The sequence below is a fragment of the Cupriavidus sp. MPR-AND1C genome (assembly GCF_058809705.1).
The window spans coordinates 21,899-46,716 of sequence record NZ_JBXASU010000019.1 but is presented as its reverse complement, the minus strand read 5'-3'; the positions used below and the strand labels follow the sequence as shown (position 1 = coordinate 46,716).

The 24,818-nt window shown below is 65.9% G+C and carries 24 protein-coding genes; 16 read left to right on the top strand and 8 right to left on the bottom strand.

The window, feature by feature from the left end:
- Positions 1–34: 34 nt before the first annotated feature.
- Entirely contained in the window at positions 35–1,225 is a 1,191-nt protein-coding gene (locus AC1RWI_RS13240) for a glycerate kinase (RefSeq protein WP_043353380.1), read from the top strand.
- Between the two features lie 152 nt (positions 1,226–1,377).
- Positions 1,378–1,752, top strand: coding sequence for a DUF1484 family protein (locus tag AC1RWI_RS13235; RefSeq protein ID WP_492866852.1), 375 nt, complete (start codon positions 1,378–1,380; stop codon positions 1,750–1,752).
- 215 nt (positions 1,753–1,967) lie between these two features.
- Here AC1RWI_RS13235 and AC1RWI_RS13230 read toward each other — a convergent pair whose 3' ends face one another.
- The gene (locus AC1RWI_RS13230) at positions 1,968–2,411 is read right to left on the bottom strand and encodes a MarR family winged helix-turn-helix transcriptional regulator (protein ID WP_043353379.1); all 444 of its coding nucleotides are present in this window, start codon (positions 2,409–2,411) and stop codon (positions 1,968–1,970) included.
- 129 nt (positions 2,412–2,540) lie between these two features.
- On the opposite strand from AC1RWI_RS13230, the gene AC1RWI_RS13225 reads away from it, so the two are divergent.
- Positions 2,541–4,079, top strand: a complete 1,539-nt coding sequence (locus AC1RWI_RS13225) for a DHA2 family efflux MFS transporter permease subunit (protein ID WP_492866850.1) — start codon at positions 2,541–2,543, stop codon at positions 4,077–4,079.
- A gap of 18 nt (positions 4,080–4,097) precedes the next feature.
- Here AC1RWI_RS13225 and AC1RWI_RS13220 read toward each other — a convergent pair whose 3' ends face one another.
- Positions 4,098–4,775 carry an alpha/beta hydrolase gene (locus tag AC1RWI_RS13220; protein ID WP_492866848.1) on the bottom strand — a complete coding sequence of 226 codons (678 nt, stop codon included), beginning with the start codon at positions 4,773–4,775 and terminating at the stop codon, positions 4,098–4,100.
- Between the two features lie 242 nt (positions 4,776–5,017).
- On the opposite strand from AC1RWI_RS13220, the gene AC1RWI_RS13215 reads away from it, so the two are divergent.
- Entirely contained in the window at positions 5,018–5,407 is a 390-nt protein-coding gene (locus AC1RWI_RS13215) for a hypothetical protein (protein WP_043353376.1), read from the top strand.
- Positions 5,408–5,498: 91 nt separating this feature from the next.
- Complete coding sequence (locus AC1RWI_RS13210) at positions 5,499–5,939, top strand: GFA family protein (protein WP_492866846.1); 441 nt, start codon at positions 5,499–5,501, stop codon at positions 5,937–5,939.
- A 94-nt stretch (positions 5,940–6,033) separates the two neighbouring features.
- On the opposite strand, the gene AC1RWI_RS13205 is transcribed toward AC1RWI_RS13210, so the two are convergent.
- Together AC1RWI_RS13205 and AC1RWI_RS13200 are read right to left on the bottom strand one after the other, a co-directional pair.
- Positions 6,034–6,981: a DMT family transporter gene (locus tag AC1RWI_RS13205; RefSeq protein ID WP_492866844.1), complete on the bottom strand. Its 948-nt coding sequence runs from the start codon at positions 6,979–6,981 to the stop codon at positions 6,034–6,036.
- Between the two features lie 117 nt (positions 6,982–7,098).
- Positions 7,099–7,626 (bottom strand): hypothetical protein, encoded by a 528-nt coding sequence (locus AC1RWI_RS13200; protein WP_043353372.1) that lies wholly within the window; start codon positions 7,624–7,626, stop codon positions 7,099–7,101.
- A gap of 120 nt (positions 7,627–7,746) precedes the next feature.
- Between AC1RWI_RS13200 and AC1RWI_RS13195 the strand changes: the two genes are divergently transcribed.
- Positions 7,747–8,796: a DMT family transporter gene (locus tag AC1RWI_RS13195; RefSeq protein ID WP_492866842.1), complete on the top strand. Its 1,050-nt coding sequence runs from the start codon at positions 7,747–7,749 to the stop codon at positions 8,794–8,796.
- 233 nt (positions 8,797–9,029) lie between these two features.
- Here the strand turns inward: AC1RWI_RS13195 and AC1RWI_RS13190 are convergent, their stop codons facing one another.
- Both AC1RWI_RS13190 and AC1RWI_RS13185 read right to left on the bottom strand, forming a co-directional pair.
- Positions 9,030–11,216: a TonB-dependent siderophore receptor gene (locus tag AC1RWI_RS13190; RefSeq protein ID WP_492866840.1), complete on the bottom strand. Its 2,187-nt coding sequence runs from the start codon at positions 11,214–11,216 to the stop codon at positions 9,030–9,032.
- 225 nt (positions 11,217–11,441) lie between these two features.
- A complete protein-coding gene (locus AC1RWI_RS13185; RefSeq protein ID WP_043353368.1) occupies positions 11,442–12,611 on the bottom strand; it encodes a mandelate racemase/muconate lactonizing enzyme family protein in 1,170 nt (389 codons plus the stop codon).
- Positions 12,612–12,803: 192 nt separating this feature from the next.
- Here AC1RWI_RS13185 and AC1RWI_RS13180 point away from each other — a divergent pair, with 192 nt between their 5' ends.
- On the top strand, positions 12,804–13,739 hold the full coding sequence (locus AC1RWI_RS13180) for a LysR family transcriptional regulator (protein ID WP_492866838.1): 936 nt from the start codon (positions 12,804–12,806) through the stop codon (positions 13,737–13,739).
- A 9-nt stretch (positions 13,740–13,748) separates the two neighbouring features.
- On the opposite strand, the gene AC1RWI_RS13175 is transcribed toward AC1RWI_RS13180, so the two are convergent.
- Positions 13,749–14,639, bottom strand: a complete 891-nt coding sequence (locus AC1RWI_RS13175) for a LysR family transcriptional regulator (protein ID WP_492866836.1) — start codon at positions 14,637–14,639, stop codon at positions 13,749–13,751.
- A gap of 100 nt (positions 14,640–14,739) precedes the next feature.
- On the opposite strand from AC1RWI_RS13175, the gene AC1RWI_RS13170 reads away from it, so the two are divergent.
- The 8 genes from AC1RWI_RS13170 (at position 14,740) to AC1RWI_RS13135 (ending at position 22,130) form a co-directional block, all read left to right on the top strand.
- Positions 14,740–16,293, top strand: coding sequence for an AMP-binding protein (locus AC1RWI_RS13170; RefSeq protein ID WP_043353359.1), 1,554 nt, complete (start codon positions 14,740–14,742; stop codon positions 16,291–16,293).
- Positions 16,294–16,304: 11 nt separating this feature from the next.
- Positions 16,305–17,486, top strand: a complete 1,182-nt coding sequence (locus tag AC1RWI_RS13165) for an acyl-CoA dehydrogenase family protein (RefSeq protein ID WP_492866834.1) — start codon at positions 16,305–16,307, stop codon at positions 17,484–17,486.
- A gap of 63 nt (positions 17,487–17,549) precedes the next feature.
- Entirely contained in the window at positions 17,550–18,533 is a 984-nt protein-coding gene (locus tag AC1RWI_RS13160; RefSeq protein WP_492866832.1) for a tripartite tricarboxylate transporter substrate binding protein, read from the top strand.
- Positions 18,534–18,562: 29 nt separating this feature from the next.
- A complete protein-coding gene (locus AC1RWI_RS13155) occupies positions 18,563–19,660 on the top strand; it encodes a CaiB/BaiF CoA transferase family protein (protein WP_043353354.1) in 1,098 nt (365 codons plus the stop codon).
- Positions 19,661–19,803: 143 nt separating this feature from the next.
- A complete protein-coding gene (locus AC1RWI_RS13150; RefSeq protein WP_043353352.1) occupies positions 19,804–20,145 on the top strand; it encodes an FKBP-type peptidyl-prolyl cis-trans isomerase in 342 nt (113 codons plus the stop codon).
- 78 nt (positions 20,146–20,223) lie between these two features.
- Positions 20,224–21,420 (top strand): enoyl-ACP reductase FabV, encoded by a 1,197-nt coding sequence (fabV, locus tag AC1RWI_RS13145; protein ID WP_492866829.1) that lies wholly within the window; start codon positions 20,224–20,226, stop codon positions 21,418–21,420.
- Positions 21,421–21,437: 17 nt separating this feature from the next.
- On the top strand, positions 21,438–21,803 hold the full coding sequence (locus AC1RWI_RS13140; RefSeq protein WP_043353348.1) for a glyoxalase superfamily protein: 366 nt from the start codon (positions 21,438–21,440) through the stop codon (positions 21,801–21,803).
- Between the two features lie 39 nt (positions 21,804–21,842).
- Entirely contained in the window at positions 21,843–22,130 is a 288-nt protein-coding gene (locus AC1RWI_RS13135) for a DUF6881 domain-containing protein (protein WP_043353347.1), read from the top strand.
- Between the two features lie 32 nt (positions 22,131–22,162).
- Here the strand turns inward: AC1RWI_RS13135 and AC1RWI_RS13130 are convergent, their stop codons facing one another.
- Positions 22,163–22,489 carry a cupin domain-containing protein gene (locus tag AC1RWI_RS13130; protein ID WP_043353345.1) on the bottom strand — a complete coding sequence of 109 codons (327 nt, stop codon included), beginning with the start codon at positions 22,487–22,489 and terminating at the stop codon, positions 22,163–22,165.
- 498 nt (positions 22,490–22,987) lie between these two features.
- Here AC1RWI_RS13130 and AC1RWI_RS13125 point away from each other — a divergent pair, with 498 nt between their 5' ends.
- On the top strand, positions 22,988–24,697 hold the full coding sequence (locus AC1RWI_RS13125; protein WP_492866826.1) for a serine hydrolase: 1,710 nt from the start codon (positions 22,988–22,990) through the stop codon (positions 24,695–24,697).
- The last annotated feature ends 121 nt before the right edge of the window (positions 24,698–24,818 follow it).

Below are 24,818 nucleotides of genomic sequence, written 5' to 3'. Positions count from 1 at the left end.
CCTGCGGTGAGCGCCGTTCACCCCGCCTCGCCCTATGCCTAGCCTTCCCGATCCCCTTATCGTCATTGCCCCCGATTCATTCAAGGGCTCCCTTGCGGCCGGCCAGGTCGCCGCCGCCATCGCCGCCGGGATCCAGCGCGCACTGCCCGGCGCGACGATCCGGCAACGCCCGATGGCGGACGGCGGCGAAGGCACCATTGACGCGATGCTGGCCGCCGGCGGCCAGCGCACCGGCATCGAGGTGCGCGGCGCGCACGGCGCCGCGCGCATCGCCACGGTAGCCCTGCTCGCGGGCGACCGCGCCGTGATCGAGTCCGCGGAAATCGTCGGCATCACCGATCCGGCGGGCATGGCATGCCCCGTGGCGCAGCGCTCGACGACCGGCCTCGGCGATGCCATCAAGGCGCTGCTCGACCTGGGCGTGCGCGAGATCTTCGTCGGCCTTGGCGGCAGCAGCACGAACGATGGCGGCGCCGGCCTGCTGCATGGCCTGGGGCTGCGCTTGCTGGATGCGCAGGGCCGCGACATCCCGCCAACGCCCGCCGCGCTGCCCCAGCTGGCGGCAATCGATGCCAGCCAGCTCGACCCGCGGCTGGCCTCCACCAGGCTGGTAGCGATGTGCGATGTCACCAACCCGCTGACCGGGCCGCTAGGCGCCACCGCCGTGTTCGGCCCGCAAAAGGGCGTGCAAGCGCAGGATGTGGATGCCATCGATGCCGCGCTCGCCGGCTACGATCGCCTGCTGGCGCCGGCGCTCGGGCGCCACGCCGTGGACGCCGCGGGCGCGGGCGCGGCCGGTGGCCTGGGCTACGCCTTGCTGATGCTTGGCGCGCAGATGCGCCCGGGCGCCGACATCGTGGCGGACTGCGTAGACCTCGATGGCGCGCTCGCGGGCGCCGACTGGCTGATCACCGGCGAGGGGCGCAGCGATGTGCAAACGCTAAGCGGCAAGGCGCCGTTGATCGCCTGCCAGCGCGCACATGCCTGCGGGGTGCCCGCCTCATTGCTTTCCGGCGCCATCGACCCCGCCGCGCTGCCGGCGCTCGGGACCCATTTCACGGGTTGCTTTTCCCTGGCGCCCGGCCCGATCACCGTCGAGCAGGCCATGGCCAACGCGAGCGCTTTGCTATCGGATGCGGCCGAGCAGATGGCAAGGCTGCGCTTCACCGGCACCCACCCTCTCGAACATGGGCGCCCCCGCCAGGCGGGCGAAGGCTTGCACTGAGCGCAACGGCGCACGGCTGCCTGCAAATCCAGAAATTTCTTAAAGGTGAGCGAGCGCGGAAGCAGTATGCTTTTACGAGTCCGCCACGCTCGCGTTGAAGCCGGCGGCCTGGTCTTGCCACCCCATAGCCTCCCCCTCCTTAAGGAGCTTGCATGCATCCCAGCGCCCGAGCCGGTCCCGATTCGGCCACGCGCGGCGGCGGTCCCACCGCCACCCTGCCCGCCATCAGCAGGCAAGGCGATCTCATCGCCGAGCTGATCGGCATGACGCGTCCCGCCAATGCCGAGGAACAGCCCCTCGTATCCGCACTGATCGAGCGGATCGAAACGCTGGATCGCGGCCTGCGCGAACGCATCGCCAACAGTTGCGCGGAGTTGCAAAGCGTCAGCGCCGGGATGGATAGCCTGCTGCAACTGGCGGAGCTGCAGAGCGAGAAGACGGAGGAGGCTTACGGCTTGTATTGCTTGCTCAAGTTGCTCAAGCTGCAACTGGCTGACGCAGTGGAGGATGTGGCTCGACTGGTCTGAGACGCCGGCTCGATCCACTACGCGGCGGCGTTCACCCGCCTGCCTGGCCGCGACATCCCGCCCGCCGGCATCGCACGGGAGCCGCCGATACTCGATGCCGCAATGGCGCGGCGCGCTGGGAGCGCGGCAAAGCAGGGCAGCAAAGCAAGGCAGCGAAGCAAGGCGGCGCCGGGGCTGAGAAATTCAGGGGTTCCGGATGGGCTTGCTGCCCGCCGTCAACGATCAACGATCGTGCCCAGGTTTTGCCGCACGCGCTGGAGCAGGCCGATCAGTTGCTCCCGCTCCGGCTCGCTGAGGCCGGCCAGCGCCTCCGCCGCAACCTCGTCGCCGACCCGCCGGGCCTTGTCCAGCGCTCTTTCCGCCTTGGGCGTCATGCGCACCACGCGCTCGCGGCGGTCTTCCGGGTTGGGCACGCGCGCGATCCAGCCGCCCTCTTCCATCCGGTCAAGCAGGCGTCCCGCCGAAATCGGCGCGACTTCCAGCAGTTCGGCGAGCCGCACCTGGTTGACTTCACCGTAGTGCGACAGGTAGGCGAGTGCGCGGCATTGCGCCCGGGTGAGGTCGAGGGACGACTTGGCCAGTTCATCGAACCGCTTGCCGTTGAGGCGGCCAACGTCCGAGACCAGGAAGCCAAAGCGCTTTTCCAGTTTCGTTTCCATGGCGCGATTGTACAAAGATCTCCCTCGGGCACGCCGGCACGCCGGCCACAAGCGGCTTGCCATGCTTTAGCGCGCCCGTATAATAAGCATGCTTATTATTCAACCGAACCCCTCCAGGTTGTTCAAACCATGTCTTCCGAAGCGGTAGCCGGGCGCGCAGAAATGCCGCTCAACCGGCCCATGATCACCATCGCGATCATGGCCGCGACCCTGATCCAGACACTCGACAGCACCATTGCCAACGTGGCGCTGCCGCACATGCAAGGCAGCCTGTCGGCGTCGCAGGACGAGATCACCTGGGTGCTGACCTCGTACATCGTCGCTGCCGCGATCGCCACGCCGCTCACCGGCTGGCTGTCCGACCGGCTCAGCGTCAAGCGCCTGCTGGCCATTTCGATCACCGGCTTCACCATTGCCTCGGCGTTCTGCGGGATGTCGGACACGCTGGCGCAGATCGTGGCGTCGCGGCTGCTGCAGGGCATTTTCGGGGCGTCGCTGGTGCCGCTGTCGCAATCCATCCTGCTGGATATCAACCCCCGCGAGAAGCAGGGACAGGCAATGGCGGTGTGGGGCATGGGCGTGATGGTGGGACCCATCCTGGGCCCGACGCTAGGCGGCTGGCTGACCGATAGCTACAACTGGCGATGGGTGTTTTTCATCAATGTGCCGATCGGCGCATTCGCTTTGTTCGGCGTGCTGTCCTTCCTGCCCAGCCGGGCGCCGGCGCGGGCCGTGAAGTTCGATGCGTTCGGCTTCATCACGCTAGGCCTGGCCATCGGCGCGTTCCAGGCCATGCTCGACCGTGGCGAACAGCTCGACTGGTTCGGCTCGCTGGAGATCCGCATCGAGGCCATCCTGGCGGGGGTCAGCTTCCTGTATTTCCTGGCGCACACCGCCACGGCCGGGCCCAGGTCATTCTTCCGGTACCAGTTGCTCAAGGACCGCAACTTTGCCACCGGTGCCTGCTTTATCTTCGTGATCGGCGCGGTCATGTACGCCACCCGCGCCTTGCTGCCGCCGATGCTGCAAAACCTGATGGGCTATCCGGTGGCCACCACCGGGCTGGTTACCGCGCCAAGCGGCGCCGGCACCATGCTCTCCATGCTGCTGGCCGGGCGCCTGCTCAAGCGGATCGACGCCCGGGTGCTGCTGTTTGCGGGCTTCCTGATTTCCGCTTTCGCACTGTGGCAGATGATGCAGTACACCGTGGTGCTGTCGGTGTCCGATATCGTGTGGCCCGGCATCATCCAGGGCTTTGGCCTGGGGCTGGTGTTCGTGCCGCTAAGCGCGCTGACGTTTTCCACGCTCGCGCCAGCGCTGCGCGCGGACGGCACGGCCACCTACAGCCTGATGCGCAACATCGGCAGCAGCATCGGCATCTCCGTGATCCAGACCTTGATGACGCGCAACACGCAGGTGGCCCACGCCGACCTGGCGGCCAATGTGAGCGTGTACAACCCGGCCCTGCAATCCCTGCTGGCAAGCGGCTCGCGCTACGACCTGGCCATGCTCAACCAGTCGATCAACCAGCAGGCCACGATGATCGCCTACCTCAACGATTTCAAGGTCATGTTCCTTGCCACGCTGCTGGTGGTGCCGCTCATCCTGCTGATCAAGCCCACGCGCCACGTCGACGACGATGCCGTGGCGCATGCGGCCATGGATTGACGCGCTTTAAAAGAATCTTTAGCTGGCGGCCCCGGCGATTCGCAGCCGGGTATCCAGGTACTGCGCCACGGCGCGCTGGAACACCGGCAGCTTGCCGGTGAAAAAATGGTTGGCGCCGGGCACCACCGCGACCGGCAGCTCCTGCGGGCGTGCCCAGTCGAACACCGCTTGCAGCGGCACATTGGCGTCGTTCTCGCCATGGATGACAAAAGCATCGGCCGGCACCGCGGGCGTGTCGTAGGTGCGCCCGCCGGCCGCCGGGCCGGCCGGCATGCCGGCCAGGATCAGGTGCGCGACGGGCTCGCTGCCTTGCAGCAAGCGCTGCGCCACGCGCGTCTGCACATAGGCGCCGAACGAGAATCCCGCCAGCGCCAGCGGCAGGCCTGGGTGCGCTGACTGGATCTGCCGCACCACGGCAAGCACATCGTCGGTCTCGCCCTCACCCGCATCGTGGCTGCCTTGCGTGCCGCCCACGCCCCGGAAATTCGGCCGCACGGCAAGGAAGCCGCGCGCCTGGAAGATCCTGGCCAGCGCCACCGGGATCTTGTGTTCCGCGCTGCCGCCCAGCAGCGGATGCGGGTGCGCCACGACGGCGATCGCGCGGATCGGGCCTTGCGGCGCATCCGCCAGGGCTTCGATGCTACCGGCTGCGCCATCGAACCAGATGCGATTGTCTGAGGGGGGAAGCGAGGACATGAGGAGGTAGGGGATCAGGCGTAGGCAAAAAAACAGACCGGCCAGCGTTGCGGGCAACGCGGCGGCTTTGAAGCCGCATTGTAATGCCCGCAGAGGGTGGATGGCGGCCACGGATGGTCGGATACAGGACAGGTCGGATACGGGTCGGATGCAGAGGCCAGGGGGAGCGTTCGCGCCCCGCCGGTGCCTATACTCGTTGCATCACTTGCATGGCCTTGCGGCACCAATCAGGAGGACAGCCCATGACCGCCTCTCAAGCCGATCCTGGCCCCGATCCCGCGGCCCCGCCACCGCCCGCCCCCAAGGCGGCAGGCGCGCCGCCGCAGGTCGTGCCGGCCGGCTACCGGCAAGGCATCATCACCGCCATCACGGTCCTGCTGGGCTTCTCGCTGGCGTTCTGGCGCTTCTGGGGCTTCGAGAGTCCCGGCCACTGGAGCGTCCAGGCGTTGTTCGCCGCCATCTCGCTGGTGGCGGCGGTGTGCCTGCAGATCATCGCCCTGTTCCGTTCGCTGCGGGTGGAGGACGACCTGGTGCCCGAGTACCGCAAGACGGTACGCTGGTTCATCGCCTCGGCCATCGCGCTGCTGATCGGGTTGTTCGGCGCCATGCTGGATGCGGCCGTGGCGGGATAGGCGCCCGGAAGGCGCGCCCTGCAGCCCGCATCGCGGCCAAGTAGAATGCACCCCGCCATTCAGGAAACACAAACAACAGGAGATAACGCCTATGCAGATTCCCGCTACGTTGGAGTGCCTTTGCGGCCAGGTGCAGCTGCGCATTGCCGGAGAACCGGTGGCGAGAGCCAATTGCCATTGCCAGGCCTGCCGGGATTTCTATGCCACGCCGGTGTTCGCCGCCACGGCCTGGGAGCCGGCCAACGTGGTGGTGGCGCGCGGCGCGCAGCACCTGGCCACCTATCACCATGCGACCCGGCAGCTCCAGCGCCAGTTTTGCCCGCAGTGCGGCGAGACGCTCTTTGGCATCAACCGGCTGGGCATGTCGGTGGTCCCGAACACCCTTTTCGCGCGGGCCTGCGGCGGTGCGCTGCCGGATGCGCTGCAGCCAGCCATGCACCTGTTCTATCGCCATCGCGTGCTGGACGTCAACGACGCCCTGCCCAAGTACCTCGACGGCTGGGATGGCCCTGTGCACAAGGCCGGGTTCTGAGCCAAGGGCCGCGGCCCGGATACCATCGGCAGCGCCAGGGACCCTAAGCGGGTTCGAGCATTTGGGTCCGGGTGCGAATGCCGGCGCGTGCGGCCTATTCCCCTTGCCGGACTGGCCGGTGCCGGGCAGGCATCGTCATGGCGGCTACGCCCGCGACAACACACGCCAGGCCGGCCCACGCCCCCGCAGCCAGCGATTCCCCAAGAAACACGATGCCAATGCCAACCCCGATCGGCACCCGCAGATAGGCTTGCGCCGTGGTGCCCACCGGCCCCAGCGTACGTACCAGGCGAAAGTAGATGACAAAGGCCAGCGCGGTCGAGAACACGGATAACGCCAGCAGCGCGGCAAGCGATGACAGCGAAGGATGCAGCGTCCAGGGCCGGTCGATGACCAGGCTTGCCGGCACCAGCACCGCCGCCCCGACGATCATCGAGCCCGCGGCGGGCGCGGCGGCGGGCAGGTCCTTGAACGAGCGCCCGTAGATAGCCGCGCCGGCGTAGCAGACAGTCGCGGCAACGATGGCCAGTTGCGCAAGAAGTTGCTGCCCAAGCCCGCCCAGCACGCTGGTGCCGACGATCAGGCAAATGCCCGCAAGCCCCGTCACCACACCGAACAGCTTGCGTGCCGTGATGCGCTCATGGCGCGTGACCAGCCACGTGCCCAGTACGGCGATCACCGGCGACGCGGAGTTCAGTATCGTCGCCAGCCCCGCCGGGACCGATTGCTCAGCCCACGCAATGAGCGTGAACGGCACCACGCTGTTGAGCATGGCCTGCACCGCAAAACGGCGCCAGACTGCCGCGCCGCGCGGGATCTGCATGCCTCTTGCCGCCATCCACGCCATCAGCAGCGCAGCGGCGATCCACGTTCTGGCCGCAATCAGCGTGACCGGGGGAATCGTCGCCACGCCAAGCCGGATGCATGTGTAAGACGCGCCCCAGAGCGTGGACAAAGCCAGCAGCAGGGCCATGTCCAGCCCGCGGCCGCTGGCGCCTTGGGCGTGGTTGGCGCGCGCATCCGCGCTGGGCAAGGCTGGCATGGCGTTCTCTCCGGAAGGACACGTCGCCATTGTGGGCGCGCGCCGCGGGAGAACGTTTCAGCTTGCGGCGAAGCATGGATTGCAGGCCAAGCCAGCGCGCATTGAGGCATCAGGGCATCAGGGCGCCCTGCTGGAATCCCCACCCAGCGGATCCAGGGTGATCTGCACCTGCCTCAGGATGCCCTGCTTGTCGAAGTAGCAATTGAACAGCGAAGACAGGTTGCCGTCCTGGCGGAAACGATAAGACCAGACGTCGCGCTGCATCAGCGGGTAGTACTGCACCGGCTCGAGCGGCTTGCCGAAATGCTCTTCCACATCGCGCTTGGTCCAGCTATCGACCTTGGCCTGGTAGATCTCGGAAGTGACCAGCATCTGCCGGAAGTTCGTGAGTTTTCCGCTGGCATCGAAATCTGCCGCGTAGGCCTCATAGCCCAGCGGTTGCTTGGAGTAGATCCAGCGCACGGAACCGTCGGCCAGCCGGTAGATATTGGTGGGCTCACCGAAGGTCGCGCGCACCGCGCTTTCCGGCGAGCCGATCAGCTTCTGGCCTTCCTGCACCGGTTGCAGGATGGCGCAGGCTGGCAGCATCAGCAGCGCAGCCGCGCAGATCAGCCAGCCGCCCACGTATTGCGAGGGGGTTTTCATAACATTCCAGAGTAGAAACCGCCGTGCCCGGCATGGCATCCAAGGCTGAAATATATAGCATCCCCCGCCACCACGCCGTGGCGCGACAATACGGCATTGCCACGCTTCGCTGCCTTGCCCATGACCATCCGAACCGCCGCCCCCGCCCTGGCCGCCGCCCTGCTGTTTGGGGCAAGCACGCCACTTGCAAAGGCCCTGACCGGGTCGATCCCGCCGTTGCTGCTGGCCGGCCTGCTTTACCTGGGCAGCGGGCTGGGGCTTGGCATCCTGCTGGCGCTGCGGCGCAGCATGAGCGGCGCCGCAACAAGCCCGCTCACCGTGCCGCGACAGGAGACGCCATGGCTGCTGGGTGCCATCCTGGCTGGCGGTGTGGCCGGGCCGGCCCTGCTGATGACTGGCCTGGCCAGCACCAGCGCGGCATCGGCCTCCCTGCTGCTGAATGTGGAAGGGGTATTCACCGCGCTGATCGCCTGGGTGGTCTTCAGGGAAAACGCCAGCCGCCACATCGTCCTTGGCATGCTTGCCATCGTGGCGGGCGGCTTGCTGCTGTCCTGGCAGCCGGGCAGCCTGCGGCTGTCCGCCGGCGCCTTGCTGATCGTCGGCGCGTGCCTGTGCTGGGCCATCGACAACAACCTGACGCGCAAGGTATCAAGCAACGACGCCATGCTGATCGCCTGTATCAAGGGGCTGGTTGCCGGCGTGTGCAACACCGGGCTGGCACTGGCCGGCGGTGACCACCTGCCGGCGTTGCCCGCGCTGGGCGCGGCCATGATCATCGGGTTCCTCGGCTACGGCGTGAGCCTGGCGCTGTTCGTCATCGCGCTGCGGCTGCTGGGGACCGCTCGCACCGGCGCGTATTTCTCCGTGGCGCCGCTGTTCGGCGTGGTGATCGCGTTCGGCATATGGCCGCAGGCGCCGCAGCCGGCGTTCTACGTGGCGGCGCTGCTGATGGCGCTGGGCGTGTGGCTGCACCTGCGCGAGCATCATGAGCACGAGCACAGCCACGAGGCGACCGAGCACAGCCACGCGCATCGCCACGATGCGCATCACCAGCACGAGCACGCCTTCGACTGGGACGGGAAGGAGCCGCACCGGCACCTGCATCGGCACGAGCCGCTGGTGCACAAGCACCCGCACTATCCGGATACGCATCACCGGCACTCGCACTGAGGCACTGAAGCACTGAGGCAAGGGCTCAGCCAGGCCCCTTTGCACGCATGAGCAGGGGGACTTTCCACCATCCTAGCTTGGACGATTCCGGCAGTCATTCGCAAGAGGCTGACTGTTTCAACATGAAGCAAAGCGGTTCTGGCCAGGCGCGCGGCCGCAGGCAGTACAAGTAGATCGGCCAAGGCCGCGCGACGACGCCAGCATCTTTTGGAAATGACCGCTAGAACTGGCCTTTAGAACTGCACGGTGGCATTCGCCAGGAATGTGCGCGCCGCACTCGGCAACACAAAGCCGCCGTACGTGGTAGTCCAGTAGCGACGATCGAACACATTGTTGAGCGCGGCCCGCAACGTCACCGTCTTGCCAGCGTAGCGCGTGGTGTACCTGGCGCTGAGGTCCGCAGTGGTGTACGACGGCACGTACTGGGTATTGGCCGCATTCACCCACATGGCGCCGGTGACCTTGGCGCCTGCCGCCAGCGTCAGGCCGCGCAAAAAGGGGGCGTCGTACTCCACGCGGCCGCTGACGATGTAGCTGGGGGTGGCAAAGATGCGCTTGCCGTTGACCGCGGGATCGTCGATGCCGGTAGCCTTGGTGTCGAGCCACAGCACGCCGCCCATCACGCGCCAGTCGCGCGCCACGCGTACCCAGCCGCTGGTGTCCAGGCCGGTGTAGCGCTGGGTGCCGTCCTGCACGAAGACGTTGGCCGTGTTGGTGTACTCGTAGCCGCGGTCGATGCGGAACAGCGCTACGTTGGCCCCCCAGCCGCGGCGCTCGGTCTTGTAGCCAACCTCATACTGCTTGCTCTTGAGCGGGCCATAGGTCTGCGGGAAGTTGGCGTTGCTGTTGCTGGCCGAGCCGCCTTGCTCAAGCGACTCCACGTAGCTGACGTAAGCGGTGGAGTCGTTGTCGGTCTTGACCATCAGGGCCACGGTGGGCGAGACCGGCCTGGCGCTGTAGCTCGCCGTGACATTGGCCGAGCTGTCGAAATTGTCCTGGCTGAAATCGGTGTAGCGCAGGCCGGCCAGGACCGAGACGCGCTGGGTGAACTGGATGGTGTCGCTGGCGTAGACGGATTTCTGCGTGATCTTGTAGTCCCGGTACGGCTGGTACACCAGGCCGGATGCCTGGTTGGTCAGCAGCGTGGGATTGTAGAGATTGTTCTCGCCCAGGAAGATGCCGTCGGTGGCGCCAACGCCCGCATCGTTGACGCGCACCTGGGACTGGTAGCCCGCGCCCAACACCACGTCGTGCTGGATGCCGCCGGTGGAAAACCTGCCCTGCACCATGCCGTCATAGGCCTGGTAGTAAAACGCCGACTTCCAGTTGTACTGGGTGTCGGAGAAATTGCCGGCGGCATCGTTGACAAAGATGTAGCTGTCCCCGCTGAAGCGGCTTTCGCGCGCGAAGCGGTACTTGAAGCTGGTCTTCCACTTGTCGTTGATGCGGTAGTCCACCCCGGTGCCCACCGTGGTGGTCTCGGTCTCGTGGAAGCTGTAGGGCTGGACGAAGCGGCGCGAGACCTTGCTGGCATCGGCGACCGGCAGGCTGGCGTCGAACCCCAGGCCAAACAGGGTACCGTTGGTCTTGCGCTTCCAGTACATCACGTCGGCGCTCCATGTCAGGTCCGGCGTCATGCGCAAATCCGCGGCCAGCGATAGCACGTCGCGACGCAGCTGCACGCCCGGATCGGCCGTGCGGCCTTCTTCATGGGCCGCGTTGAGGCGATAGCCGAAGCGCTGGTCCGGCCCGAAGCGCCCGCCCAGGTCGATCTTCTCGCTCCACACATTGTTGGCCTGGTAGCCCACGGTGAACTGGCGCAACGGCTCATCGGTGGGGCGCTTGGCCACATAGTTGATGATGCCGCCGGGGCTGCCGAAGCCGTACATGAAGCCCGACAGGCCCTTGAGCAGTTCTACCTGCTCGAACGGTTCCAGCGGCAGGTCGGTGTTCCAGGACACGAAGTTCTGGCCGTCCACCTTGGTGCCGTTAAGCAGGTCGATGGCCATGCCGCGCACGGCGAAATAGGCGTTTTCGGTACGGCCGTTCTCGCCCAGGATGGACACCGCGGGATCGTACTTGAACACGTCACTGGCGGTCTGCGCCATGCGGTCCTGGATCTCCTCGCTGCTTGCCGCCACCACCGAGAACGGCGTGTCGACAGGCTTGCGCTCACCCAGCGCCCCACCACCAATCCTCTCCACCTTGGCCGGCTCGGTCAGCCGCTCGGCCTTGACGGTGGCCACCGGCAAGGTGGCATCGGCTTGCGTGGCTGCCGGCGTGGCGGTCTGCGCCAGGCTGGCGGCGGGCAGCGTGGCGAACGCGACGGTCAGGCCAAATACAGCGCTGGCAATGGGCGAGAGGCGGGGCATTGCCTGGCATGCGGCGGCGCGCAGCGGCAAGCGGCGGTGATTGAACATCGGCGGAAACGTCCTCGGGAAGGTTGGGTCTGGCGGGAACCTGGGCTGCTGTGTGGTGCGAAGCGCCCATCCACCCTCAAATGCGAATACGAATACGAATACGAATGAGAATAGTTCGCTTTTTTACCACAAAGAAAGATGCCAGCTCAACGACAGTCAGAAATTTCCCAAGGATTTGTATTCTGTACGCAACATGGGCCGGCAAGCCGGCCCATGTGCTGCCTGTCATCCGCCCGCCAGTGCCCGCATGGCGCGATACAGGTCGGCCTTGCCTTCGAAGCCGATGCCCGGCAGGTCCGGCATGGTGATGTAGCCGTTATCGACCGTCACGCCATCGGGAAAGCCGCCGTAGGGCTGGAACAGATCCGGATAGGACTCGTTGCCGCCCAGGCCAAGCCCGGCCGCGATATTGAGCGACATCTGGTGGCCGCCATGCGGAATGCAGCGCGTGCGCGACCAGCCGTGCTCAAACAGCATGTCCAGCGTGCGCAGGTACTCCACCAGGCCGTAGCTCAGCGCGCAGTCGAACTGCAGCCAGTCCCGGTCGGGGCGCATGCCGCCATAGCGGATCAGATTGCGCGCATCCTGCATGGAGAACAGGTCCTCGCCCGTTGCCATCGGCTTGTCGTAGTAGTTGCGCAGCGTGGCCTGCAGCTCGAAATCGAGCGGATCGCCCGGCTCCTCGTACCAGAACAGATCGTATTGCGAGAGGGCTTTCGCATACCGTATCGCGGTGTCCAGGTCGAAGCGCCCGTTGGCATCCACGGCGAGTTTCTGGCCATCCTGCAGCACGCTGAGAATCGAATCGATGCGGCGCAGGTCCTCGTCGAGCGAGGCGCCGCCGATCTTCTTCTTGACCACCGTATAGCCGCGATCGATATAGCTGCGCATCTCATCCTTGAGCTTGCCGTGGTCCTGGCCCGGGTAGTAGTAGCCACCCGCCGCGTAGACGAAGATCTTGCGCTCCGGCTTGCCGTCGCCGTAGCGCTCGGCCAGCAACTGGAACAGCGGCTTGCCCTCGATTTTTGCCACCGCATCCCACACCGCCATGTCGATGGTGCCGATCGCCACCGAGCGCTCGCCGTGGCCGCCCGGCTTCTCGTTGGCGAACATCGCCGCCCAGATCTTGTGGGGGTCGAGGTTGGTGCCGTTGTCGTCGATGAGGGTTGCGGGGTCCGCCTCGAGCACGCGCGGGATGAACCGCTCGCGCATCAGCAGCCCCTGCCCATAGCGGCCATTGGAATTGAAGCCGTAGCCAACGACGGGCTTGCCATCCCGGATGACGTCGGTCACCACGGCGACGACGCTCAGCGTCATCTTGCTGAAGTCGATATAGGCGTTGCGGATCGGCGAGCTGATGGGCACCGTCTTCTCGCGAATTTCCACGATTTTCATTGGAGCGTCTCCTGGAGCGTGGCACGGCGTGCGTGCGCTGAGTGGTAGGAAGGCTCCAGCGTAGCGAGGCGGCGCATGGCTGAGTTTCGCCAGAACGCATTTCACTATTCACTTGTGGTTAATACTGATGCGGCTCCGGGCGGCAATAACCCGCTTAAAATCCACTGGGACACCCATCACTCTTTTCCATCAGTGAAAACCGATATCACCTCGGACCTCGAGTTTTTTGTGCTGATTGCGAGATACGGCAATCTCTCGGCCGCCGCGCGGGCGCTGAACCTGACGCCACCGGCAGCCACCAAGCGGCTCGCGCAAATGGAAGAACGGCTTGGCGCACGGCTGGTGAACCGCACCACCCGCAGCACCAGCTTGACGCGGGAGGGCGACATCTACCTCGCGCACGCCACGCAGATCCTCGCCCAGCTGCGCGAGATGGAGGATGCCATTTCCAGCAGCCGTGCCGAGCCGCGCGGGCTGCTTCGCATCAACGCCACGCTCGGCTTCGGCCGGACCACCATCGCCCCGCTGGTCTCCGAATTCGCCAGGCGCTACCCGTTCGTGGAGGTGCAATTCGAAGTCACCGACAAGGCAATCGATCTCGTGGAAAGCGGCTTCGACCTGGCAATCCGCTTCGGCGCCCTGCCGGACGGCCGCCTCAACGCGCGCCGCATCATGTCGAACCGGCGCTTCCTGTGCGCGTCACCCGCCTACCTTGACCGGCATGGCACCCCGGCGAGCCTGGCCGAACTGGCCAATCACCGCTGCATCATCCATCGCCAGAACGACGACGCACATGGCATATGGCGCTTCATGGCAGGGACCCAAGGCGAGATGGTCAGGGTACATGGCACGCTGTCGAGCAACGATGGCGACATCGTCCTGGGCTGGGCGCTCGACGGGCATGGGATCCTGATGCGCTCCGAGTGGGATCTGGCCAAGTACCTGGAAAGCGGGCGCTTGCGGCTGGTGCTGCCCGACGCCACCCTGCCCCCGGCCGACCTGTTCGTCTACTATCCGGGGCAGCGCGACCAGACCACGCGGGCGCGGGCGTTCATCGATTTCCTGGTCGATCATTTCCGCGCCCCTTTCACTCCGGTGGCCCCGCTGGCCCCAGACAGTGGCGCATAGCCCGGCAGCTCAGGCGCCTTGCTCGCGCACCAGCGCCGTCATGCGCTGCGCGAGCGGCGAGAGATAGGCGCCGGCCCGGGTGATCACGCCCACGCGCCGGCGCAGGTCCAGTTCTTCATGCCCCAGGTTGAGCGGGCGCAGCCCGGTCGTCACCGCATTGGCGTTCGTGCCCGATATGCCCAGCATCAGCGTGCCGCGCATCAGGTCGAAGAGCGAGGCGCTGCCAAAATCGGTCTCGATGCGCAGGTTCGGGGCGGCCAGCCCCTGCTTGCGGAACGCCGCGTCAACCTGCTGGCGCAAGATGATATGCGGCCCGGGCAGCAGCCAGTCCTGGCCCGCCAGATCCGCAAGGGTCAGCTTGCGGCGGCGCTGCAGCGGGTGCGCTTCATCGGCCACCACCACCAGCCGGTCGTCGAACAGCTCTTCCACCGCGAACTCGCTGGCGCGCTCCCTCGGTGTGGGGGCAATGGCAAGGTCCAGCTCGCCCGCCAGCAGCAGCTCCATGAGGTCCCGCGCCAGCAGCCGGCGCAATCGCAGGCGGGCAACAGGCCGCTCCCGCAGCAGCTGACGGCAGGCGTCCAGCACCAGGGCATTGGGGATCGAAGGCGAATAGCCCAGACGGAGCATGCCCAGTTCGCCAGTGCGGATGCCTTGCATCTCCTTGAGCGCATCGTCGAACTCCAGCCGGATGCGGCGCGCCCGCACCATGAATTGCATGCCCGCCTGCGTCGGCGTCATGCCGTGGGCGGTGCGTTCGAACAAGGGCAGGCCGATCTGCGCTTCCACACGCTGCACCGCCTTGGTCAGGGCCGGCTGGCTGATGCCCAGCGACTCCGCGGCGCGGCCGATGCCGCCGTGCGCATCCACGGCCAGCACGTATTCAAGATCTCTCGTCTCCATCGCGACATTCCCGCTGGTTATGTCTTTATATCCGGTACAGCATTGTAGTGATGCCCCGCATCTTACAGACTACGGCCAAGAACCATCAAGGAGACAACCCATGGGATTCGCTTTCTTCCTGCGCCGCGCCGCGCGTTATTGGGGGGATCACGCCGCCGTGCTTTACAACGACCGCGTGCTGACCTATCGCGAACTGGACGAGCGCTCGAACCGCCTCGCCAATGCCTTGCTGGCCCTCGGCCTTACCCGGGGTGATCGCGTGGCGATTCAGTCACGCAACCGCCCCGAACTGGTCGAAATCGAGTGCGCCCTGTACAAGGCCGGGCTCGTCAAGGCCGCGCTCAATCCGCGCTTCACGGCGGCGGAGGCATCGGATGTGGTCGAGAACTGCACGCCGCGCATCCTGTTTGCCGGACCGGGCTATACCGGCTACTCGGCGCAAACCGCGGGCTTCGCGTCAGTGGAAACGTTCATCGCGATTGGCAAACCCGCGCACGGCTACGGCGATTACGAGGCCCTGCTCGCAGGCGCGAGCCCAGCGCCGCTCGACATCGCGCCGCAGCCCGACGACCTCGCCGTCTTGCATTTTTCCTCGGGTTCCACGGGCAAGATCAAGGCCGCCATGCAAAGCTATGGCAACCGCCTGGCAGCGCTGCGCAAGATGCTGCAGAGCATGGACAAGCCGGCACGTCCCGGTGACCGCCTGGCGCTGATCGGCCCCATCACCCACGCCTCCGGCATGCTGATGCAGCCGTATCTGTACACCGGCGCAACGTTGGTGCTGTTCGACAAGTTCGAGCCCGCGCATTTCCTGGCGGAGGTGGCCAGGCTGCGCCTCACCCATGTGTTCATGGTGCCGGCCATGATCAATATGCTGCTGACGGAACCAACCCTGGCCAGCGCCGACCTGAGCAGCCTCAAGACCCTGGCCTACGGCGCCGCGCCGATGGCGCCCGCGCGCATCCGCGAGGCGTGGGAGCGCATCGGCCCCATCCTGTCGCAAGGCTATGGCGCGAGCGAGTCCACCTCCGGCGTGACCCGCCTTTCGACCGACGATCATGCCCACGCACTGGCGCACCGGCCCGAGCGGCTGGCCTCCTGCGGGCGGGCACTTGGCGAAACGCAGGTGCGCGTGGTCGACGAGCAGGGCCGCGAAGTGGCCGGGGACGACATCGGCGAACTGGTGATCCGCGGCGAGGATGTCTTCCACGGGTACTGGGGCGAGCCGGAGCTGACGCGCGAAGTGCTGGTGGACGGATGGCTGCGCACCGGCGACCTGGCCCGGGTGGATGAAGAAGGCTACATCTACCTGGTCGACCGCAAGAAGGACATGATCATCTCCGGCGGCTTCAACGTCTATCCGACCGAGGTCGAGGCCGCGCTTTACCAGCATCCGGACGTGATGGAAGCCTGCGTGATCAGCGTGCCCGACGACACCTGGGGCGAAAGCGTCAAGGCCGTCGTCGCCCTGCGGCCCGGCCGGCAAGGCACTGCCGAAGACCTCATCGCGCACTGCCGCGCGCGCATTGCCGATTACAAGTCGCCGCGAACCATCGATTTCGTCACCGAACTGCCCAAGAACGCGAGCGGGAAGCTCGCTCGCAAACTGGTGCGCGAGCCGTATTGGCAAGGCGTATCCCGTCGCGTGAATTAAGGAGAACCACCATGTTCGACAACCTCACCAATCCCGTGCTGGTCGAGACCCGCGCCAGCATCCAGCGCTACATCCATGAGGAACTGCTGCCGCTGGAGCGCGAGCTGGGCCTGGGCTCGGAAGATGCCTGGCCGCGCGACGTGCTGCGCGGCGTGTGGCGCCGCTCCAGCGAGCTGGGGCTCTATGCCGCCTGCCTGCCCGTCGAGCTCGGCGGCAAGGGGCTGAACATCGCCGAGCAATGCGCGCTGAAGGCAGACCTTGCCGCCAGCGGCGCGGTGCTGGCGCCGCATGTGCTGGGCGACCTGGGCGGCCCGCCGCGCGTGGGCAATATGCTCAAGTACGCCACGCCGGACCAGCTGGCGCGCTACTTCCAGCCCGTCATCCGGGGCGAGAAGTCCACCTGCTTCGCCCTGACCGAGCCGCATTCCGGCTCGGATGCCCAGAGCATCTCCACCACGGCCGTGGTGGACGGCGATGACCTCGTCATCAACGGCCGCAAGCACTACATCAGCGGCGCGCCGTTTGCCGACTTTGCCATCGTCATGTGCGTCACCGACGCCACTGCGTCCCCCCCGGCCATCACGGCCGTGCTGATCGACCTGGACCTGCCCGGCGTCAAGGTCAGCACCGAGTACGTGCCGATGTCGGGCCAGCATATCGATGGGGACATCGAGTTCGTCAATGTGCGGGTGCCGCGCGCCAACATCTTTGGCGGCGAAGGCAACGGCTTCAAGCTCGGCATGTCGCGCATCAACGTCAACCGGCTGCTGCATTGCCCCACCATGCTGGGCCTGGCCACCAAGGCCTACGCATCCTCGCTGGAGTACGCCGGCCAGCGCCGCCAGTTCGGCGGGCCCATTGCGCGCTTCCAGGCCATCCAGCACATGCTGGCGGACATGGCCGCCGCGCTGTGGGCTTGCGAGAGCATGATCGCGCAAACCGCCACGCTGGCGGACAGTGGCGCGGATCTTCGGGTGAAGGCCGCGGCATGCAAGCTGTTCATCTCCGAGCGCTGTTTCGAGGTGGCCGACAAAGCCGTACAGATCCACGGCAATGTGGGCGTGACGCGAGGACATCCGGTGGAGCAGGCTTTCCGCAAGCTGCGCATGTTCCGGATCTTCACCGGCACCAGCGAGATCCAGCGCAATACCATCGCCCGCGCGATTCTCGAACCCATGCAGGCGAAAGCCTGAGCCGGCAGCGGTTGATCCATCCGACGCAGGCAAACTGCGCAGCCAATAACTGGAGACACTCCTATGAAACGCCGAACCTGGCTCGCCACCGCGGGCGCTGCCGCACTTGGCAGCATGCTCGCGCCGGTGCGCGCCGCCGCGCCCTATCCCAATCGTCCCGTGCGCCTGATCGTCCCGTTCCTGGCTGGCAGCGCGCCGGACAACATCGCACGGACGTTGTCGGCCGAGCTGGGCCGCGCGCTTGGCCAGCCGCTGGTCGTGGAGAACATGCCCGGCGCGGGCGGCGTGATCGGCGCGAACGCCTTGAAGCGCGCCGCCGCGGACGGCTACACGCTGGGCATTCTCGCGAACGCGCATGTGATCAACGTGCATCTGTACCAAAACATGCCGTACGATCCCGCGCGCGATTTCACCGCCATCGCGGCGATTTCCGGCGGCCCTACCGCTCTCGTCGTGCCTGCCGATGCGCCATACAAGACCGCCGGCGAGCTGATCGCCGCGCTCAGGCGCGCGCCGGGCAAGCTCAACTACGGCTCGGGCGGCAAAGGCAGCATCGCGCATCTGGCGGTAGAGGCCTTGCTGCACCAGACGGGCACCGAGGCCGTGCACATCCCCTACAAAGGCGCGACGGAGATCATCACCGCCATGCTCAGCGGCCAGACCCAGTTCGGCATGCCGGTGCTGGGCACAGCGACCCAGTACCTGCGCAATGGCCAGGTGCGGGCGCTGGCGGTGTCGTCGTCCGCACGCTCCGTCTATTTCCCGGAGGTGCCAACGCTTGCCGAGGTCCTGCCCCCCGGCCTGGTGCTGGACAACTGGAGCGGCCTGTTCGCGCCCGCGCACCTGCCCGCCGAACTCACCCAGCGGCTCTTTGCCGCAGTCACGGCGTTGCAGGCCAGCGGGCGCCTGGATGCGCAGTTGAAGGCCAACGCCGGGGAATTGCGCCGCAGTGCTTCGCCGTCGCAGTTCAACGGCATGGTGGCCGCGGATACCGCCCGATACGGCAAGCTGATCCGCTCGATCGGCATGAACGGCGACGTCGGCTAAAGCGCCGGGAGCCCGTAGTGAAACCCGCAATGAAACCAGAGTGGTCCTGCCTGAAGGACGTCAAGATCATTGATCTCAGCCAGCTCCTGCCCGGCCCGCATGCCACCACCCTGCTCATGCAACTGGGCGCGGACGTGATCAAGGTGGAGCAGCCGGGCACGGGCGACACCGCCCGCCAGCTCGGGCCTGCCGTGTTCGCCCAGTTCAATCGCGGCAAGCAATCCGTCGCGCTCGACCTGAAATCCGACGAGGGCCGCGCGGCATTCCTGCGCCTGGTGACAGAAGCGGACGCCGTTGTCGAAGGCTTCCGGCCCGGCGTGATGCAACGCCTCGGCCTGGGCTATGACGCGCTTGCGCAAGCCAACCCGGCCATCGTGCTGTGCTCCGTGTCCGGGTTCGGCCAGACCGGCCCGTATGCGAACCATGCCGGCCACGACCTGAACTATCTCGCGCTGGCAGGCTACTGGTCCGTGCCGGTGCAGGTGGACGACAAGGTGTCCCGGCCGCGCGTGCGCGTTTCCGACTACGCGGCCTCGGGCTATGCGGCACTGGCGCTGGCCGTGGCGGTCATGAGCGCGCGGCAACATGGCCGTGGCCAGCATCTCGATGTGTCGATCCATGACGCCATCCTGTCGTGGACTGCCCATGGCGCCTGGGCCGCGCGCGGGTACGAGGATCGCCCGCACGAATCGCCAACCGTCATGCCGGACAACGATATCTTCGAGACCAGCGATGGCCGCCATCTCGCCATGGGCATCCTGGAAAACAAGTTCTGGCTCAACCTGTGCGAGGCGATTGGTGCGGACTTTCCAGCGCTGCTCGATGCCCGGTTCACGTCGCGGCCCGGCCGCCAGCAGCACAAGCCAGAAGTCAACGGCCTGCTCTGCGGGATCTTCCGGTCGCGGTCCCTTGCGCAATGGGCGGCAGTCTTCGCGCCCTTCGACCTGCCGTTCTCACCGGCGCTCAGCGCGCGGGAGCTTTTCGCGGACCCGCACGTCAAGGCGCGGAACATGGTCCGCGAGGTGCCATCGGAGAACGCCATCGCGCTGAACTTCCCCGTCAAGTTCTCCCTTGGACTGCCTGCAAGCGACGATCACGTTCCCGCGCTTGGCGAGAACAACACGTAGCGCGAACGGTGCGCTGAACACCATCTTGACGCCCGCCAAGATCCAGCATGTGCACGTGCGGCGCCAGTGCCCCTTCTGGTGACACTGCCGCGGGATGTAAACTCTGCCTCCTCGGTCAATGCACCCATGAAAAAGAGCAGCGGATGAGCAACGAACTACAGGTTGAAGACATTCAACTCGGCGACGGCAAGGCCGTGGTCAAAGGCGCCTTGATCACCACCCAGTACAGCGGCTACCTGGAGGACGGCACCAGGTTCGACTCCTCCTACGATCGCGGCAAGCCCTTCCAGTGCGTGATCGGCACCGGACGCGTGATCAAAGGCTGGGACCTGGGGCTGATGGGCATGAAAGTCGGCGGCAAACGCAAGCTCCATGTCCCCGCCCACCTTGCTTATGGCGAGCGGCAGGTCGGCGCCCATATCAAGCCAAACTCGAATCTGGTCTTCGAGATCGAGTTGCTGGAAGTGCTGACGCGGGACGATTGATACCGGCGGCAATGCAGGCTGGCGCATGCCGCAGGCCGGGGTTCTATTACAATCCACCAAAATTGCAAGGAACCCACCATGATCATCGGACCCCGCGTGCGCGGCTTTATGTGTGTCACCGCCCACCCCGCCGGCTGCGAAGCCAACGTCAACCAGCAGATCGCCTACGTGAAGGCAAACGGCCCGGTCGCCAACGGACCCAAGAAGGTCCTCGTCATCGGCGCCTCCACGGGCTATGGGCTAGCCGCTCGCATCACGGCAACGTTCGGCTGCGGCGCCGACACGCTCGGCGTGTTCTTCGAACGCGCCGGCACCGAGAGCAAGCCTGGCACCGCAGGCTGGTACAACACGGCGGCGTTTCACAAGGCGGCAGCGGCCGAAGGCCGCTATGCCATGAGCATCAATGGCGACGGCTTTTCCGACGAGATCAAGCAGCAAACCATCGACATCATCAAGCGTGATCTCGGCCAGGTCGACCTGGTCGTCTACAGTCTTGCTGCGCCGCGGCGAAAGCACCCTAAGACGGGGGAAATCTTCACTTCCACGCTCAAGCCCATTGGCAAGGAAATCCGGCAGCGCGGCCTGGACACCGACAAAGAGGTGATCAAGGAAATCAACCTGCAGCCAGCCACGCAGGAAGAGATCGATCACACGGTCGCCGTGATGGGCGGCGAAGACTGGCAAATGTGGATCGACGCCCTGCTCGCCGCCGGCGTGCTCGCCGACAACGCAAAGACCACCGCGTTTACCTACCTGGGCGAGAAGGTCACCCACGACATCTACTGGAACGGCTCCATCGGCGCCGCCAAGAAAGACCTGGATCAGAAGGTGCTGGACCTGCGCGGCAAGCTGGCCGCCACCGGCGGCGACGCGCGTGTCGCGGTGCTCAAGGCCGTAGTGACCCAGGCCAGCTCCGCCATCCCGGTGATGCCCCTGTACCTGTCGCTGCTGTTCAAGGTCATGAAGGAAACCGGCACCCACGAAGGCTGCATCGAGCAGGTCTACTCGCTCTACCAGGACTGCCTGTACAGCCAGTCGCCGCGCCAGGACACGGAAGGCCGCCTGCGCACGGACGAGAAGGAACTCAGCCCGGATGTCCAGGCCCGCGTAACGCAGTTGTGGGACCAGGTCACCGACGAGAATATCTACGCGCTCACCGATTTTGCGGGCTACAAGGCGGAGTTCCTGCGCCTATTCGGATTCGGCATCGACGGCGTGGACTATGCGGCCGACGTCAATCCCGCTGTGGAGATTCCCAACCTGGTCGAAGCGTAAGCCGCAGGCGCAATGCCATGAACCTGTCCCCCGCCATCCCCATCTTCCGGATCTTCTCGGTCGAGAAGGCCAAGGAATTCTATCTGGACTATCTTGGCTTTTCGCTCGATTGGGAGCATCGTTTCGGTGAGGAATTTCCGCTCTACGCCCAGGTGAGGCGATCCGGCCTGACGCTGCACCTGAGCGAGCACCATGGCGACGCCACGCCGGGTTCGACGGTGTTCGTCCCCGTGGAGGACATCGATGCCCTGCATCGCGAACTGGATGCCAGGCAGTATCGCTATGCAAAACCGGGCATCGACGTGGTGGGTTGGGGACGGCAGTTGCAAGTCGCGGATCCGTTTGGCAACCGCCTGCGGTTCTGCGAGCTATCCAAGGACTAGGTTTTTGTTTGGCGACACGCAGCTTGAGGGGAGACCCCGATGGAATACATCGACGTCATCTGGCGGCACGAGCTTGCCTCGGAGCCGGTTCGACTCGTGTCGGAGCTTGACGGCGCACGCTTCGAGACCAGGAAGCTGGAATTCTTCCGGGATGGAACCGTAGGCTTCGCGAGCACCGGCGCGGCAACGGGCAGTACCAATCTCGGGCTGGTGCCGGTTCCCTGCCTTGCCGAGATCAACGCGGATCCGGAGTTCGACGGCACGGCGATGACACCGGAGGAATTTGAAGTCCTCTGGCTATTGCACGCGCGTCCGGCAAAGCACTGAGCGTTTCCTGGCGACGCCAGCTATGGCACTGGCTACAGCAGCACCAGCGTCACCAGCAGCGATGCGTTGCTGATCGCCGTCACATCGTGCATCACGTTGGATTCCAGATAGACCAGGTCGCCCTGGCGTAGCAGCCGGTGCGCGCCCTCCACGCCGATATCGACTTCGCCTTCCAGGCACTGCACGGTGATTGGCCCGGCTACCGCATGGGCCGGCATATGCTTGCCGGCGGTCAGCACCAGGCGCATGACCTCCAGGCGGCTTTCCTTGAAGAAGGCGGTAGTGGGTGTCTTCGCGAGACGCTCGCCTAGCGGCAGCACGCTGGCCACCTGGCCGGAAGCTAGATGAGGCAGGGACATGGGCGGCTCCTCTGGTGCGAACGGCGTGAGTAATGTGAGCGATGCGAGCGATGTGGGGCGTGGCGGGCACTTCAGTGCGAAGCGCCTCGCTCCGGACAATCCATTCTAGTCGTGCCCGCCAGCGATCCGGAAATTAGCGCACACGGAAAAACCCGGATACCTGGCCGCCCGCTGGCCCCGGTAACATCAGGTGCCATCCCGCATCATGGCCCCGATGGCGTGTCGCCAACCACATGCACATTCGCCGGCAGCCCAGCGGTGTCCGCCCCGCTCCGAGGTCCTGGCGGTAAATCAATCCGGCCGGGAACCTCGCAGGATTGCGCCGCGTCCTGCGCCGTCGCGCGGCCACAACACACCCTCCTTGGTGGCGATAACAGTTTGCCGGGCCGGTGCTAACGTCTGGCGCATGCTGCGATCCCCGCGGGCGATCCGGCGCGCAACGCAAACCGCGCCGAGCGCCAATAAACCATGCCGTTGCACAGACAAGGATCCCGCGCCATGCTCAGTGATTTCGATGATCTCGTCCAGGCGTCGATGCAAGAATGGAAGGTGCCGGGCCTTGCACTCGCCGTGATCCGGGATGGTGAAACGGTGCTGGCAAAAGGCTATGGCGTGCGCGACACGGAAGCGTCGGCGCCCGTGACGGCGGACACCCAGTTCCTGCTGTGCTCGCTCACCAAGTCTTTCACCGCCGCCGGGCTTGGCCTGCTGGTGGATGAGCGCAAGCTCGACTGGACCCGGCCCGTGCGCGATTACATACCGGAGTTTCGGCTGCACGATGCGGTCGCGACCGAGCGCGTGACCGTGCGGGACTTGCTTTGCCATCACAGCGGCGTCCCGCGCCACGACTGGATCCACTCGCCGGGCGACCTGTCCATGGTGCAGATCCTGGCGGCCTTGCGCCATCTGGAGCCGAGCCGCGACGTGCGCGAGGCCTACCAGTACCAGAACCTGGGGTATCTCGTGGCCGGGCACATCGCGCAGCGCATCAGCGGGCAGCGCTGGGAGGATTTCACCACCGAGCGCCTGCTCCGTCCGCTGGGCTTCGCACACTTCGGACTATCCATCGAAGCGCTCGCCGCCGCGCCGAACCATGCGCATCCACACATCATGCAAGGCGACGAAAGCCAGCGTGCGATGCTGACGCCGATCCGTGCCCTGCCCGCCGGCGGGCTCAATGCCTGCGTGTCGGACCTGGCGAAGTGGATGCGCTTGCTGATCGACGAAGGCACCGTGGACGGCAAGCCGCTGCTGTCGGCGGACATCGTCCGGCAAATGATGACCCCGCGCGTGCACGTGGGCCGCTCCGTGTTCAAGGAGGTGGGCGAGTTCCACTACGGGCTCGGCCTGTCACTGGAACACTATCGCGGCGAACGAAAGGTCTCGCACACCGGCAGTTGGGTCGGCTGGGGCAACGCCATGACGATGCTGCCGGAACGCCGGATCGGCATCGCGGTGCTCACCAATCGCGCCCCAAGCGCCGTCACCGAACTGCTGACCTACCACGCGCTCGATCAGCTTTGCGGCCACAAGCCGATCGACTGGTTCGACCGGTTCCGCACCATGCGCCGCCAGGCGCTTGCGCAGCAGAAGGTCGACCAGCAAGCGCGCAGCGAATTGCGCCGGACCGGCACCACGCCGAGCCATCCGCTCGACGACTATGCGGGCGAGTACGAACACCCGGCCTACGGGCGGATCGGCATCACCAAAGAGAACAACGCGCTGGCATGGCGCTGGCGCGGCATGTCGGGCCAGCTCGAACACCGCCACTACGATGTGTTCACCACCCCCGACAAGCCGGCCGAGATCCATCCCGACAATCTCGCACTGAGCTTCGGCTATGACCGGGAAGGCAACATCGACCGGATCTGCGCGCCTTTGGAGCCGATGGTGGCGGATATCGTATTTCGCCGCGCGGCAGGCGGCGACGTGCTCGACCCGGCATTCCGCGCCCTCTGCGCTGGCAGTTTCATGCACGGCATGCAGGAGATCAGCGTCACGCTCGATGCGGCGGGCCAGCTATCGCTGCGCATCGACGAGCGGCAGAGTTGGCCACTGCGGCCATTTGACGGGCGGACCTTTGACCTGGAAGGCCTCCAGGGGTATCGGGTCGCGTTTCGCCGTCCCTCGCCAGACATCGTGGACGCGGTCATCTTCTACCAGCCTGATGGCACCTTCCTGGCACTGCGGCAGGCTGTGCCGGCGTAAGCCGCATCACGGCCGCATGCCGGCGCCCTTGAATCGACCTGCCCGAGCCGGCCTCAAAGCGGGACAATGCGGCTTGAGACGTCGACCGCTCCCGCCGGGCATCGCATGCGCGAAACGCTGG

Excerpts from the sequence above, each read along its gene's own strand:
- AC1RWI_RS13240 (WP_043353380.1), top strand. The coding sequence starts at position 35 with ATGCCTAGCCTTCCCGATCCCCTTATCGTCATTGCCCCCGATTCATTC.
- AC1RWI_RS13235 (WP_492866852.1), top strand. The coding sequence starts at position 1,378 with ATGCATCCCAGCGCCCGAGCCGGTCCCGATTCGGCCACGCGCGGCGGC.
- AC1RWI_RS13230 (WP_043353379.1), bottom strand. The coding sequence starts at position 2,411 with ATGGAAACGAAACTGGAAAAGCGCTTTGGCTTCCTGGTCTCGGACGTT.
- AC1RWI_RS13225 (WP_492866850.1), top strand. The coding sequence starts at position 2,541 with ATGTCTTCCGAAGCGGTAGCCGGGCGCGCAGAAATGCCGCTCAACCGG.
- AC1RWI_RS13220 (WP_492866848.1), bottom strand. The coding sequence starts at position 4,775 with ATGTCCTCGCTTCCCCCCTCAGACAATCGCATCTGGTTCGATGGCGCA.
- AC1RWI_RS13215 (WP_043353376.1), top strand. The coding sequence starts at position 5,018 with ATGACCGCCTCTCAAGCCGATCCTGGCCCCGATCCCGCGGCCCCGCCA.
- AC1RWI_RS13210 (WP_492866846.1), top strand. The coding sequence starts at position 5,499 with ATGCAGATTCCCGCTACGTTGGAGTGCCTTTGCGGCCAGGTGCAGCTG.
- AC1RWI_RS13205 (WP_492866844.1), bottom strand. The coding sequence starts at position 6,981 with ATGCCAGCCTTGCCCAGCGCGGATGCGCGCGCCAACCACGCCCAAGGC.
- AC1RWI_RS13200 (WP_043353372.1), bottom strand. The coding sequence starts at position 7,626 with ATGAAAACCCCCTCGCAATACGTGGGCGGCTGGCTGATCTGCGCGGCT.
- AC1RWI_RS13195 (WP_492866842.1), top strand. The coding sequence starts at position 7,747 with ATGACCATCCGAACCGCCGCCCCCGCCCTGGCCGCCGCCCTGCTGTTT.
- AC1RWI_RS13190 (WP_492866840.1), bottom strand. The coding sequence starts at position 11,216 with ATGTTCAATCACCGCCGCTTGCCGCTGCGCGCCGCCGCATGCCAGGCA.
- AC1RWI_RS13185 (WP_043353368.1), bottom strand. The coding sequence starts at position 12,611 with ATGAAAATCGTGGAAATTCGCGAGAAGACGGTGCCCATCAGCTCGCCG.
- AC1RWI_RS13175 (WP_492866836.1), bottom strand. The coding sequence starts at position 14,639 with ATGGAGACGAGAGATCTTGAATACGTGCTGGCCGTGGATGCGCACGGC.
- AC1RWI_RS13170 (WP_043353359.1), top strand. The coding sequence starts at position 14,740 with ATGGGATTCGCTTTCTTCCTGCGCCGCGCCGCGCGTTATTGGGGGGAT.
- AC1RWI_RS13165 (WP_492866834.1), top strand. The coding sequence starts at position 16,305 with ATGTTCGACAACCTCACCAATCCCGTGCTGGTCGAGACCCGCGCCAGC.
- AC1RWI_RS13160 (WP_492866832.1), top strand. The coding sequence starts at position 17,550 with ATGAAACGCCGAACCTGGCTCGCCACCGCGGGCGCTGCCGCACTTGGC.
- AC1RWI_RS13155 (WP_043353354.1), top strand. The coding sequence starts at position 18,563 with ATGAAACCAGAGTGGTCCTGCCTGAAGGACGTCAAGATCATTGATCTC.
- AC1RWI_RS13150 (WP_043353352.1), top strand. The coding sequence starts at position 19,804 with ATGAGCAACGAACTACAGGTTGAAGACATTCAACTCGGCGACGGCAAG.
- fabV (WP_492866829.1), top strand. The coding sequence starts at position 20,224 with ATGATCATCGGACCCCGCGTGCGCGGCTTTATGTGTGTCACCGCCCAC.
- AC1RWI_RS13140 (WP_043353348.1), top strand. The coding sequence starts at position 21,438 with ATGAACCTGTCCCCCGCCATCCCCATCTTCCGGATCTTCTCGGTCGAG.
- AC1RWI_RS13135 (WP_043353347.1), top strand. The coding sequence starts at position 21,843 with ATGGAATACATCGACGTCATCTGGCGGCACGAGCTTGCCTCGGAGCCG.
- AC1RWI_RS13130 (WP_043353345.1), bottom strand. The coding sequence starts at position 22,489 with ATGTCCCTGCCTCATCTAGCTTCCGGCCAGGTGGCCAGCGTGCTGCCG.
- AC1RWI_RS13125 (WP_492866826.1), top strand. The coding sequence starts at position 22,988 with ATGCTCAGTGATTTCGATGATCTCGTCCAGGCGTCGATGCAAGAATGG.